Annotated in this window: 8 protein-coding genes; 6 read left to right on the forward strand and 2 right to left on the reverse strand. The window is 74.4% G+C overall.

What is annotated here, in order from left to right; translation table 11 throughout:
- Positions 1 to 15: 15 nt before the first annotated feature.
- Positions 16 to 768 (reverse strand): type 1 glutamine amidotransferase, encoded by a 753-nt coding sequence (locus AB0M95_RS25585; protein WP_363769333.1) that lies wholly within the window; start codon positions 766 to 768, stop codon positions 16 to 18.
- Between the two features lie 429 nt (positions 769 to 1,197).
- Here AB0M95_RS25585 and grpE point away from each other — a divergent pair, with 429 nt between their 5' ends.
- The 6 genes from grpE to AB0M95_RS25615 all read left to right on the forward strand — a co-directional run bounded on the left by grpE (position 1,198) and on the right by AB0M95_RS25615 (position 11,971).
- Positions 1,198 to 2,115, forward strand: a complete 918-nt coding sequence (grpE, locus tag AB0M95_RS25590; protein ID WP_363769335.1) for a nucleotide exchange factor GrpE — start codon at positions 1,198 to 1,200, stop codon at positions 2,113 to 2,115.
- A 3-nt stretch (positions 2,116 to 2,118) separates the two neighbouring features.
- Positions 2,119 to 3,702: an Hsp70 family protein gene (locus tag AB0M95_RS25595; protein ID WP_363769337.1), complete on the forward strand. Its 1,584-nt coding sequence runs from the start codon at positions 2,119 to 2,121 to the stop codon at positions 3,700 to 3,702.
- A 10-nt stretch (positions 3,703 to 3,712) separates the two neighbouring features.
- Entirely contained in the window at positions 3,713 to 6,319 is a 2,607-nt protein-coding gene (locus AB0M95_RS25600; protein WP_363769339.1) for a hypothetical protein, read from the forward strand.
- Between the two features lie 4 nt (positions 6,320 to 6,323).
- On the forward strand, positions 6,324 to 7,496 hold the full coding sequence (locus tag AB0M95_RS25605; RefSeq protein WP_358513181.1) for a hypothetical protein: 1,173 nt from the start codon (positions 6,324 to 6,326) through the stop codon (positions 7,494 to 7,496).
- A 123-nt stretch (positions 7,497 to 7,619) separates the two neighbouring features.
- Positions 7,620 to 10,145, forward strand: a complete 2,526-nt coding sequence (locus tag AB0M95_RS25610) for a hypothetical protein (protein ID WP_363769342.1) — start codon at positions 7,620 to 7,622, stop codon at positions 10,143 to 10,145.
- Entirely contained in the window at positions 10,145 to 11,971 is a 1,827-nt protein-coding gene (locus AB0M95_RS25615) for a hypothetical protein (protein ID WP_363769344.1), read from the forward strand. The genes AB0M95_RS25610 and AB0M95_RS25615 overlap by 1 nt, the downstream gene beginning before the upstream one ends.
- A 36-nt stretch (positions 11,972 to 12,007) precedes the next feature.
- On the opposite strand, the gene AB0M95_RS25620 is transcribed toward AB0M95_RS25615, so the two are convergent.
- Entirely contained in the window at positions 12,008 to 12,745 is a 738-nt protein-coding gene (locus AB0M95_RS25620; protein ID WP_363769346.1) for a hypothetical protein, read from the reverse strand.
- Positions 12,746 to 13,113: the final 368 nt, after the last annotated feature.

Below are 13,113 nucleotides of genomic sequence, written 5' to 3' on the forward strand. Positions count from 1 at the left end.
AACGTAATCGCGTGGTCACGGAGAAAAGACAGGGGTGTGGCGCGGCGGGGACTGGGGTGTGCGCGCCACGACGGCGGCGAACGCCTCGGCGAGCGGGCGCCAGGTGGCGCGCAGTTCGGCGTCCGCGGCGGCCACCTCGGCGTCCAGGCGCGCCCGGTCGTACCCGGCGCCGGCCAGTTCGGCGACGTTGGGGGCCGTCCACGAGTGGAAGATCGCGGGGGACGCCTCGGGGTGGAACTGCACGGCCCACGCGCGCTCGCCGAGGCGGTACGCCTGGTTGGGGTAGGGGTCGCCCGTGGCCAGGGGGACGGCGCCGGCGGGGAGCACGGTCATCGCGTCCTGGTGGTACTGGACGGCCCTCGGGGCGGTGGGCAGGCCGGCCAGGAGCGGGTCGTCGGCGGCGGCGGGGAGGGGCGTGACCGGGCGCAGGCCGGCCTCCAGGCCCGCGGCCCCGCGCTCGACGCGCCCGCCGCAGGCCAGGGTCATGAGCTGGGCGCCGAGGCAGATGCCCAGGGTGGGCAGGGAGGATGCGACCGCGTGCCTGATCAGGGCGCGGGTGGCGGGCAGCCAGGGATGGCCGTCGTCGTCCCATGCGGACGCGGCGCCGCCGAGCACCATCAGGCCGTGCGCGGACACCTCGGCGGGCACCTTCTCGCCGAGGTACGGCCGCACGACCTCGGGGCGCGTCCCGGCGGCGGCGAGCCATTCCCCGAAGAAGCCCGGGCCGGCCTCGGCCTCGTGCTCGATGATCAATACCCGATATGTCATGACTCGATTATGGGTGTCCCAATTGACTTGCGGCAGAGGACGGCGCGCGGAAGCCGCCGGACGGCCCTTCCCCCGGCCGCCTGTCGTCGCACCGGAGGTCTGCCGGGGGCTACGGGCGAGGGACGGGCCAGAGGGGCGAAGGCGTGCTTTTGGCATTGCCGCGTGTTTCGTGAGCTATTCCCCGGTAAACGGGGAATTTGTGTTGCATGGGGCCGCCGAGATTCCGGATCTTCGCCGAAAGACCGGGTCCGGGGCGGCCGGCAGCCGATATACGTACCGGCCCGGAGGACTCGGAAGGGCGTTCGACAGCGTGCCGACAACCACGACAAACGACTCATTGGCGGACACGCGAATGCCTACCAGGGGGCGGCATTGATGGCTAGAGTAACTGCCGTCAGCAATTCCTGTATTTCCTCTGCAAGGAGTTAGATGGCGTCTCCCCCAGAGCCGCGCGTGCCGTCCAAGAAGGCGTCTTCTCCCACGTCAGGCGACGATCACCCCACCGGCCCCGGCACCGCAGAGAAGGGCGGGGACGCGGAGGGCGCGGAGGGCAAGGAAGTGGCGCGGCAGATCGAGGAGCTCACCCGGCAGGTCGCCGCGCTCACCGAGACGATGCGGCGCGAGCACGAGCGGGCGGCCCACAGGGAGCAGGTCATCGACCGGCTGCACGCCGAGAACCAGCAACTCCGGCACGGCATCGTCCAGGAGGTGCTGACCCCGGTGAGGACCGCCCTCTACCGGCTGCACGACACGGTGACCCGCGTGGCGGCCCGGTGGCGCTCCGACGACCCGCCCTCCCCCGAGCTGGCCGGCCCGCTGCTCGCGGCGATGGCGGACGAGGTCGCCGAGGTGCTCGGCCGCACCGGCGCCGAGCGGGTGAGCGTCCGTCCCGGCGACCCCTACGACGCGGCCCTGCACCGCCCCTCGGGCACGAGCCCGGTGGACGCCGGCGCGGACGGCACGGTCGTGGAGGTCCTCGCCGACGGCTTCGTGGCGGGCGACCGCGTGCTGCGCAAGGCGTCCGTGATCGTCGGCAGGGCCGCCGCCGAGGGCGAGACGGAGGCCGCGAAACCGGACGTTCAGGACAGCGCCGACGGTAAGGGCGACTCGGACGGCCCCGGTGATCGCGGAGGTCCGGAAAGCCGGGAGAATGGCGATCCGGACGGCACAGACGGGAAAGAGGAGACGACGCGCGGCGAGGACCGCGACGGCGGCACGGACGACAGCACCGACAGCACCGACAGCACGAACGGCGAAGAGCGGCGCGGCACGGACCCCGGCGAGGAACCCACCGGACCCGGCACGAAACCGGACCCGCGAAGCCGTACGGAAAGGGAGAGCGAGTAGGCGATGGCTGTTTACGGGATCGACCTGGGCACGACGTACTCCTGCATCGCCTACGTCGACGACGTCGGACGTCCGACCGTGCTGCGCAACCTGGAGGGCACCGACACCACCCCGTCGGTCGTGTTCTTCGAGTCCCCCGACAACGTCGTGGTGGGCGCCACGGCCAAGGACAGCGCCGTCCTCGAACCCGACCTCGTGGTCAGCCGCATCAAGCGCGACATGGGCCAGGACGTCCCGCGTGTCCGGCACGACCGCCCGTACACGCCCGAGGAGATCTCGGCGTTCATCCTGCGCAAGCTGGCCGACGACGCCAGGACCGCCACCGGCGAGACCGTCGAGGACGTCGTCATCACCGTCCCCGCCTACTTCGGCGCGGCCGAACGCGACGCGACCAGGAAGGCCGGGCACATCGCCGGGCTCAACGTCATCGACATCCTGTCCGAGCCCATCGCGGCGGCGATCACCTACGGCGTGCTCAACCCCGACGAGGACCACACGATCCTGGTGTACGACCTCGGCGGCGGCACGTTCGACACCACGGTGATCACCCTCAAGGGCGGCGACATCGAGGTCGTCTGCACCGACGGCGACCACGAGCTCGGCGGCGCCGACTGGGACGACCGGCTCGTCGAGCACCTGGCCGGGCGCTTCCAGGCCGAGCACCCCGACGCCGGGGACCCTCTGCTCGACAAGCAGTCCGAGCAGCAGCTGCGCCGGGACGCCGAGGACCTGAAGAAGACGCTGTCCACGCGCACCCAGCACGTCGTGCGGGTCGTCCACGACGGCAGGGTGGCCACCGTCGAGGTGACCCGCGAGGAGCTGGTCGACCTCACCCGCGACCTGCTCGACCGCACCATCGAGATCACCCGCAGGACGATCGACACGGCCGCGGCCAAGGGCGTGCGCTCCTACGACCACCTGGTGCTGGTCGGCGGCTCCACCAAGATGCCGACGGTCGCCGAGACGCTGCAGAAGGAGTTCCAGCTCGTCCCGCGCCTGCAGGACCCGGACCTCGCCGTCGCCAAGGGCGCGGCGCTGTACGCCTTCGAGGAGACCTACCGGCGGCTGCTGGTCGCCGGGCGGCGCGACCAGGCCGAGGACATGGCGGCGCGCGCGGGCCTGTCCGCCGACCAGCAGGAGCGGATCGCGGGCCGCACCATCAAGACGGTCGCCTCCCGCGCCTTCGGCATCATCGTCACCGACAAGGAGACCCGGCGCCGCGGCGTGGCCCATCTCGTGCACGCCAACGACCCGCTGCCCGCCGCCGTCACGCAGGACTTCTACACCATCGACGACAACCAGACCGGCGTGGACGTCGAGGTGATGGAGCAGGCCGGCGCGGTCGAGTCGGAGGAGCCGGAGGACAACGGCCTGATCGCCGAGGGTGTCCTGAGGATCCCGCCGGGGAAGCCCGCGGGCCTGCCGATCCAGGTCACCTTCGCCCTGGACGCCTCCGGGCTGCTCCAGGTGACCGCCCGGGAGCGCGAGACCGGCGAGGAGCTGGAGCTGCGCATCCAGATCGGCGGCATGTCCGAGGAGGACGTCGCCGAGTCACGGGCCGCCCTTTCCCGCGTCCAGGTCAGCTAGCCGGGCGGCTATGGCCTTCGACGAGCGGCGGTACACCCGCGAGGTGCTGGAGCCCGCGCGCGAGGCGGGCGGGCTCCCGCCCGAGGACCTGCGGATCCGCTACCAGCTACACGAGGCGATGACCTCGGCCGACGTGACGGCCACCGTCAAGCAGGTGCGCCAGTGCTGGCGGCGGGCGCGCGGCATGCTGAAGTACAAGCGGCTGGCCGACCGGCTGGAGGCCGACCACGCGCGGTTCGCGCCGATCTTCACCGCGGCCGCCGAGGACGACCTGCGGCCGCTGCGCGACGCCCTCGGCGAGTCCGAGCGCAGGGCCGAGCGCAGGCTCGCCGACACCGGGTCCCGGCTGGACGACGCCGCGGGCCCGCTGCGCATGCTCACCCCCGAGCTGCTGGCCACCATCGCCCGCTCCAGCGGCGTCGGCCAGGAGGAGGCCGTGCGGCTGGCGGCGCGGCGCTCGATCGAGGTCCGTGAGCCGGACGCGCTGCCGGGGGCTCCCCCCTACTCCGGCTACGGCAGGGCCCGCGAGGCGCTGGACACGCTGGGGCTGAGCCATCTGGGCCGGTTCCTGTACGGCGACCGGTGCGCGGACATGCGGGTGCTGGACGGTTTCGCGGTCCCCGGCGCGCCGAGCCTGGAGGACGCGCTCGAGGAGGCCGAGCGGCACTGGGCCGCGCGCATCCGCGGGCCGTGGACGGTCGGCGCCGACACGGTGATCGCGGCGCTGCGCAACTCGCCGGACCCGGGGCTGCTGATCCGGTACGACATCGTGGCCCGCCTGCGGGAGCGCGTGCGCGAGCACCCGTACGACGACTCGCTGCTGCGGCATGCCACCACCGAGCTGGACCTGGCCGCCGGCGACGCGCGCAGGCTGATCTTCGCGGTGCGCGCCGAGGGCGGCGCCGGCGGCGCGGCGAGCGGGCCCGCGGCGCGGCTACGCGAGCTGGTCGACGCCGGGGAGATCCACGCGGCGGCCGACTTCGCCGAGGCCCTGGACGCGGGAGCGCTCACCGGCGAGGCCGCCGAGCTCGCCACCGAGGTCAGGGCCCGGCTGGCGAGCGCCGTCCGGCTCAGGGACCGCGCCCGCGCCGCGCTGGACCCCGACGACGCGTGGATCGCGCTGCGCGACGCCCTCCAGCGGGTGCCCGACCTGCCGGGCGCGAGCGAGCTGCTGGTGCGGCTGGCCCCCCACCCGGCGCGGGCCGTGCGCGCGAGCGTCCAGGGCGAGGGCGTCGGGCTGGTATGGCAGCCCTCGCCGTCGCGCGCCGGGCGCGTCGTCTACGACGTCCTCAGGAACGGCACGCCGCTGACCACCACGGACCGTCCCTCGGTGCGTGACGAGCGGCCGCCGGTGAACGTGCCGATCGTCTACTCGGTCGTGGCCCGCCGCGAGGAGGCCGTGGCGATGCCCGCGGCGGCGGCGACGCTGATCGTGCGGCCAGAGCCGGGCGAGGTCAGGTTCAGCGGCGGCGACGGCGTGGTCTCGGGCACCTGGACGCTGCCCGCCGAGGCGGCGCGCGTACGCGTCACCCGCGACGGACGGGTGGTCCCGGCCGGGGACACCGGCTTGCGCGACCGCGACGTCGTCAACGGCACGAGCTACACCTACGTGGTCTCCGCCGTCTACCCCGCGCCGGACGGCGAGGCGGTCACCCCGGGCGTGCGGCGCGCGGTCACCCCGCAGGGACGTCCCCGTCCGGTCACCGGCTTCACGCTGCGCGCCGACCCGGCGGCCCCCGGCACCTTCCTCGTGCGGTACGAGGAACCGCCGGAGGGCGCGGTCGAGTTCGTCGCCCTGGACGTGCCTCCGCCGTGGCCCGTGGGCACCACCCTGTCCCTGGCCGAGCTGCGCGCGGCCGGACGGGCGATCCCGGCGTTCCCCACCCGCGACGGGCAGGCCATCCGGCCGGGAGCCGGGCGGGAGGTGCTGGTCGCGGTCACCGTGGCGGGCGAGCTGGTGACGATCGGCGGCCACGTCGACCACATCAACCTCGCCCCGCCGACCGGCCTCACCGCGCAGCGCCGCGGCGGCGCGGTCCTCGTCGGCTTCGAGTGGCCTCAGGACGTCACCGAGGTCGAGGTGCGCAGGAACGGGCACCCGGCGATCGTCACCTCGGCCGCCTACCGGGCACGCGGCGGGGTGCGGTACGAGGTCTCCGAGAGCGAGGCGGTCGCCATCGAGGTGGCGGCCACGTCCGTCGTGGACGGCAGGCGCGTGCGTGGGCCGGCAGCGCGGCTCACCCTGCCCGGCCACATCCCGGTCCGCTACGACCTGACGTACAAGGGGCCGAGCTGGAAGCGCTCGGTGGTGGTCGAGGTCACCGCGGACCGGCCGGTGACGCTGCGCCGCCTCGCGCTGGTGCTCAAGCCCGGCCACATCCAGCCGAGGACCGCCGACGACGGCCTCGTCCTGGACCACTGGACCGACCTGGAGGTCCCGGCGCGCCTCACCGTCCCCGCGCCCCGGCAGGCCAAACCGTACTGGCTGCGCTGCTTCGCCGAGGGGGACGGCGGGACGGCCGCCGAGGACGCCTCCGGGGACGCCTCCGAGGCGGCCGGCGGGCGCGGCGGCGTGGCCCTGATCGACCCGCCGGTGCGGCGGCTGAAGATGGAGTGACTGCGTGGTCATCACCTGCCCGTTCTGCTTCGCCCGGCTGGACCGCGACCGCATCGCGTTCCGGTGCGCGGGTAGAGCCGGGCGCGGCGGCGGCTGTGAGGCGCGGCTGGACGAGACGCTGGCCGAGTACCTCGGCTCCTCCGCCGCCGCCTACCTGCCTCCCGTGTTCTCGGTCCGCAGGCCCGGCCGCCGCGCCGACTGCCCGACCTGCCGCCGCTCCACCGGGTGGCGGGTGTGCCCGGAGTGCCACAGCCGGCTGCCCGCCGAGTACTGCGCGAACCCGGGCAGGATCGTCGCGCTGGTCGGCGCCAAGGGGTCGGGCAAGAGCACGTACATCGCCGTGCTGCTGCACGAGCTGACCAACCGGATCGGCGCCGAGCTGGACGCCTCGCTGGTCGCCTGCGACGACCGCACGATCGCCCGCTACAAGCAGGACTTCGCCCGTCCCCTGTACGGCGAGCAGCGCCTGCTCAGCACCACGCGCCCGGCCGCCACCGAGCCGCGCGACCCGCTGGTGTACCTGCTGACCCGCACGGTTCCCGGCCGGCTGCGGACCAAGACCATGTCGCTCACGCTGGTGTTCTTCGACACCGCGGGCGAGGACCTGCGCAGCCGCGAGTCCACCGAGACCCACCTGCGCTACCTGAACGCCGCCGACGCGATCATCTTCCTGGTCGACCCGCTGGAGCTGCCCGGGGCCAAGGCCTCGCTGAGCGGCACGGCCCAGGCCAAGGGCGGCGTCAACGCCGGTGACCCCGACAGCGACCCGATCAACGTGATCAGCCGGGTGACCGAGCTGCTGCGCGACCGGGCCGGGTCCGGACGGCTGAAGGTGCCGGTGGCGGTCGCGCTCAGCAAGATCGACGCGTTGCAGGAGAGCATGGACGCGCAGTCCGCGCTGCACCGCGCCCGCACCCCGTCGGGCATGCTCGACCTCGACGACCGCGACGCCGTGCACGAGCAGGTGCGGGCGCTCATGGACGAGTGGCAGGCCGGGATGGTCGACCGCTACCTGCGTCAGCACTTCAACGACTTCGCGCTGTTCGGGCTCTCCGCCCTCGGCGGCGTCCCCGGCGACGACACGGTCGCCCCCGGCGGCGTCCGCCCGTACCGCGTCGAGGACCCTCTGCTGTGGCTGCTGTACCGCTTCGGCATGCTGACCGGAGTCCGCGGATGACCTCCCTGGTGCGGTGTCCGCCCGCGGTCGCCGGGTCACCTCCTCTCCCGCCCGCCGCGGTGCTTCGCGTCCGGCGCGTGGGGGCGAGATCCTGTTCCTCCGACGACGGGTGGGTGTGACGAGGTGGCCTGGCAGCTGCACTACACGTCGGCCGAGGCCGGGCCCGCCGGGCGCGCGGGTTTCCAGTTCGTCGCGGAGTCGCCGGGGCTCCCGCACGGCGTCACCGGCAAGGTGGCCCGCCATCTCGCCTACAAGCCCCCGCCGACCGCGCCGCTCGCCCCCTCCGCCGAGGAGATCGCGCGGATGCCCGTCGCGCTGTCCTACGGCCCCGTCCGCGAGAGCCCGTACGATCCGCCGGGGGATCGCCACGTCGGCGACCGGGAACGCCCGCGCGATCTGAGCGTCGTCACCCGCTGCGTCTACCTCGGGCGCGACTACTCCGGCCGGTACGGCAACTTCCTCGGCCACGCGGTCGTCGCCACCGCCGAGGAGCTGACGGGCCTGCGGCCGGTGGAACTGTGGCGCTCGCCCCTGTGGCAGGACGTCCCCGCGTCCCCGGGCACTCCCCTGCCCGAGCTCGCCGACCTGCCCCCGGGCGAGGGCATCGACCCCGACACGCTCGGCGCCTGGCTGGCCTCCGGTGGCGACGCCGCGTACACCCGGCTCGCGGGCCTGCTGGAGAACGTCCGGCGCGCCCTCGCCGGCGGGCACGGCCGCGTCATCCTGGTCTGCGCGGACGTCGAGGAGATCGTCCGCTGGATCGCGGTCGTCTCGTACTCGCTGCCGTGGCCGGTCGCGGCGCGCCTGTCGTTCGTGACCTACAGCGCCGACCCCGCCGGCGCGCCGCACATCATCGTGGGCACGACCCCCGACGTCTGGATGCCCGCCGACGTCGAGGCCGCCGTCGTCCGCCTGGACGATCCCGCCGCCGCGTCCTCGGCCGGCGCCACGGCCCTCGCCGGGGCGACGGGCGCCCCCGGCCGTTTCGCCCGTACGGTCACGGACTGCTGGCGCCGCATGGACCTGGACGGCATCGACGCGATCGGCGAACTGGGCTCCCCGCCCGGCGTGGACCCGTTCGGCGAGCCGGGCGGGAACGGCGCTGCCGGGGGCCGTGACGGGGACGGCGCGGCGGGGTGGGGGGCCTTCGAGCCGGACACGAGCGCGGCGCTGCTGGCGTTCTGCCGCGGCGACACGAGTGTGACCGCCGCCGAGCAGTCGGCCATCGCCCGCGCCCTGTCCAAGGACCTCCCCGACTGGCTGTGGGACGACCTCGCGCGCGCCGCCGGTCGCATGGACTACGAGCTCGCCGCGGCCGTCCGGGCCCACGCCCCTGAGGAGACCGCCGAGCTGTGCGCGTTGCGCTGCGCCGTCCTGGCCCTGGCCGACCCTGGCCTGCCCGCCCCGCCACCCGCCTCGCGGCCAGGGACGCGCGCGGCGCTCGCCGACGACGCCGCCCGCGCGCTCGCCGGTGCCCGCGACCTGGACGAACTGGCCCACGCGGCGCGGACCGCGTACGCCGTGGGGGCGCCCGTCGACCCGGCCGGGCTCGAACGCGCGGCGGGCGCGCTGGCCCGTGACGGGCGGGGCGACCTGGCCCGCCTGCTGGAACGCCTTCCGGCCGACCTGCGCGAGACCGTGTTGTCGGGCGTTGTGGCCGGGCTGGAGGCGTCGCCCGACGAGGTCCACCGGCGGATGCTCGCGGACTCCGTCTGCGACCGACTATGGCGCCGCGACCTGACGCACGCGCCGCGCACGGGCACGGCGGTGATCCTTTCCCTGGTCCGCCGCGGCCTCCTGTCGCGCGTCGAGGCCACCGAGCGGCTCCTCCGCCTCGCTCCCCACGCGACCGCTGCCCCCAGGAACCCGCCTTCTGCTGAAATAAGCGAAATGTCGGTCGCAGAAGAGAGGGGCGGCGGGGGTTCAGAGGAAGCGGATCTCCCAGACCTGGGGACGGCCGGGTGGGACGCCGGGGTGGCCGAGGTCTGGAAGGACGCGCCGGGGCCCGCGGAGTGTGCGGCGCTCGTCGAGCGGATCGGGGCGGCGCTGAGCGACTCGTCGGCGCTGAGCGACCTGCCCGCGCGTACGTTCCTCGCCGCGGGGCTGGACGACCCCGAGGTCGTGCGGCTGGCCGGCCAGGTGCGGCAGGCCGTCCCCGGGTACCCGGCCAAGGACGCCGAGATGGTGCTGCTGGCCGCCGGGGCGTCCGAGGCTGCGAGGCCCGCGGACGCGGCGGCCGTACTCCAGCGGCTGGAGGAGCTCGCCCGCGAGACCCACGAGGACCTGCCCGCGGCGGCCCGGGCCGTGGCCGCGCGCGCCCTGGCCGAACGGGACCCGAGGTTCCGCACCGAGGTCCTCACCCTGCTCCCGGACGCGGCGCGGCGCGGGCTGGCGCGCGCGTGGCTCGCGGCCCGCGGGTCGCGCGACGAGGAGTTCGCGCTGCTGGAGGTCGCCGTACGGCTCCACATGGCGGACGCGCCCGTCCCCGAGCTGGACTCCTGGGCGCGCACCCGCCTCGGCGGCTGGTCGATGTCGGGGTCGGCCGAGTCGCGCTTCAAGCGGGACCCGGACCTCGCGGCCGGCCTGAAGGATCTGAAGGACGCGACCCGAGCCCGGCGCGGCCTCCCGTGGAAACGCGAGGACCGCTGATGCCACTTGTAGTGATCTTCCTCATCGCGTTGTGGCTCGCGTGCATGTACTTCGGGTTCCTCTACGTGTTCCCCGTCGTGTGCGCGCTCACCGTCGCCGGCGCCACGCTCGTCGGCGCGGGCCACTACTACCTGCGCGCCGGCCGGGTGCTGCTCCCGGCGACGGCGGGCGGGATCTCCCCCGCGCTCCCCGCCACGGCCGGCGAGCGGCGCGACCCCGTTTTCCGCCACTACCTGTTCGGCCAGGCGGGCCTCGACTGGTGGCGGATCGCCGCCTTCACCGTCCCGGCCCTCTGGGGCACCGTCAGGACGGTCATCGGCACGCTCACGCGGTGGCTCATGAGCAACGTGCAGGGCTTCTTCCTGCTGCCCGTGTGGCTCGCGGCCATCGTGGGCACCGGCGTCGCGCTGATCCCGCTGGCGGCGGCCGCCACGGCGGTGGTCGGCGCGTACGCCCTGGTCTGCGGGGCCGGGCTGCTGCTGTGGGCGGCGTCCGCGCTGCTCGTGCGAGGCGTCGAGGGTGTGTTCATGCTGGCCCGCCGCATCCTGCAGACCTGCCCGCACCCGCAGTGCTACGCCAGGTTCGCGCTGCCCGAGTACGCGTGCCCGACCTGCGGCGAGCGGCACCGGCATCTGGTGCCGAACCTCGACGGCGCGTTCCGGCACGTGTGCCGGTGCGGCACCCGGCTGCCGACGGCCATCGTGCTCGGCCGCTTCCGGCTCCAGTCGTACTGCCCCGAATGCGACCGCGCGCTGCCGCACCGGATCGGCCGGGCGCGGATCGAGCCGCTGCCGTTCGTCGGCGGCCCCGACGCGGGCAAGACGACGTTCATGGTGCTGGCCGTCAACGCCCTCAACGGTGTGGTGAAGGAGGCGCGGGGGCGGGCGGGGTTCGTGGTGCGGGGGGACGAGGTGGCCTTCTCGCGGCTCCGGCGGGAGCTGCGGCTCGGCAAGGTGTCCAAGACGACCACGCAGGCGCCGTCGGCGACCATGGTGGACATCACGCTGCCCGGCGCCAAGCCGCGCAGCGGCAACCGCATCCTGTACCTGTTCGACCCGTCCGGCGAGGGGTTCACCGGGGCCGCGCAGGTGGAGGCGATGAGCTATCTCACCCACGGCGAGGCGATGCTCATCGTGGTGGACCCGTTCGCCCTCCCCGAAGTGCAGCGGAGCCTGTCGGACGCGGAGCGCAAGACGCTCAAGGACGCCGGGGTCGTCCTGTCGCCCGAGGACCCGTCCGACACCTTCCAGCGGGTGCGCAACGAGCTGGCCGCGCGGGCGGACGGCGGACGGCAGAAGCGGGTCGCCGTCGTCGTGACCAAGGCCGACCTGCTGCGCCGCACCGCCGTCGGGCGCGACGCCGCCGAGCTGCCCGGGTGGTTCGACGGGGTCGGGCTCGGCAACATGGTCAGGGAGCTGGCGCGGACGGCGGCCGAGGTGCGCTACCTGGCGTCCGGCCTGCCCGCGGACACGGCCGCGATCGGCCGCCTGGTCGCCTGGCTGACCGGCCTGCCGGTCCCCGAGCGCCTCGCCACCGTCAACGGCGCCGCGCCACGGGCGGCGGACGCGGGCCTGCCGGGAACGGCGGACGCGGATCCGGCGGCGATGGAACCGGCGGACGCGGATCCGTCAGGCGAGGGCGAGCTCACCATGACGGACCTGCGGCGGCCGTGGTCTCCCGGCAGGCGGGCGTCGGGGCTGGCGCCGCTGAGCTACCGGCTATTCCGCTGGTCCCTCTTCGCCGCGTCGCTGTTCCTGTGCGCGGCCACGCTGACGCTGCTCGTCATGCGCGTGTGGGCCCTGCTCAGCCAGGTGACCATCTACTGACACCGCCAGGGCCCGGGCGGGCGCGGGCCGAGCGGGTCACGTCAGGGACGGGATGATCCAGGTGGCCTTGGCCGCGGCGACCAGCGCGCCGTCCAGCTCGTAGACCGCGCTCTCGCCGAACAGCTTGCGGCCGTCGCGGCCGGTGGCGCGGGCCACGACGGAGTACGTCCCGTTCGGGTACACGCGGCGGAAGACCTGGGCGGTGATGCGGCCCAGCAGGCCGGGCCCGCCGTTGCCCGCGTGCGCCCACCCGGAGGGGCAGTCCAGCGCGGCCCACACGACCGGGTCGGGGACGACCCCCTCGCCGTCGGTGACGGTCACGGGGACGCGCCACCCGGCCGCGACCACGTCCGAGCCCTCGACGGGGCCGGGGAAGATGCGCAGGCCGTCACCGGGGTCGCGCAGGCCGCACACGAAGCACCCGGGCACGGGGTGCGCCCCCGTGAAGCCGGCGAAGCCGGCCTCGGACCTGGCGGCGTCGGTGAAGGGGACGAACGGAGGAGGCGTGACGTCCTCGGCGACGGGGATCGCCTCGGCCAGCAGCCGGCCGTCATGGGACAACGACGCCGAGTTGGCGACGTGAGAGACGGCGAGCTCCGTCGCCAGGGGAATCGGCCGTCGCAGCGTCACCTCGACCGCGTGCGGGCCCTCCAGCGTGCCGGCGAGGGTGCCCGCGAGCGTTCCCGCGATCCAGCCGCCGTTGGCGGTACCCTCAGGGCCTCGGAAGCGGGCCGATACGGTGAGCCCGGTCTCCAAACCGGCAGAAGTCGTCATGCTGGGCACCCCCTACTGCTCTCCAGAACCCGGAGCGCAATCCATATTGTCAATACCACCAATGCCCTCATGGGCGCATAAACCGCTAGTGCCGTAAATGGCCCGACAAGTCGTGGCCATTTTAATCCACCTCACCCGCGGCATCATCGAACCAGGAACCGATGACGGAACCGTTAGCCCGGGGTAACGGCGGCGTGACAGGCGGCGAATAACACCACCCGGCGCCGAGCCACCCCGCGCCGCCCACCCGGATGGCTCCCGGGAGACCGGCCGCGGACGCTACGACAGTGGCAACCGGCTCGCCCGCGACCCCATTCCCCTGCGCGAACATGACCGCAATCCACGACAACCCCACCACCCGGCGGACG

Origin of the sequence: Sphaerisporangium sp. NPDC051017, assembly GCF_040683095.1 — a bacterium.
Taxonomy (GTDB): domain Bacteria; phylum Actinomycetota; class Actinomycetes; order Streptosporangiales; family Streptosporangiaceae; genus Sphaerisporangium.

Excerpts from the sequence above, each read along its gene's own strand:
- AB0M95_RS25585 (WP_363769333.1), bottom strand. The coding sequence starts at position 768 with ATGACATATCGGGTATTGATCATCGAGCACGAGGCCGAGGCCGGCCCG.
- grpE (WP_363769335.1), top strand. The coding sequence starts at position 1,198 with ATGGCGTCTCCCCCAGAGCCGCGCGTGCCGTCCAAGAAGGCGTCTTCT.
- AB0M95_RS25595 (WP_363769337.1), top strand. The coding sequence starts at position 2,119 with ATGGCTGTTTACGGGATCGACCTGGGCACGACGTACTCCTGCATCGCC.
- AB0M95_RS25600 (WP_363769339.1), top strand. The coding sequence starts at position 3,713 with ATGGCCTTCGACGAGCGGCGGTACACCCGCGAGGTGCTGGAGCCCGCG.
- AB0M95_RS25615 (WP_363769344.1), top strand. The coding sequence starts at position 10,145 with ATGCCACTTGTAGTGATCTTCCTCATCGCGTTGTGGCTCGCGTGCATG.
- AB0M95_RS25620 (WP_363769346.1), bottom strand. The coding sequence starts at position 12,745 with ATGACGACTTCTGCCGGTTTGGAGACCGGGCTCACCGTATCGGCCCGC.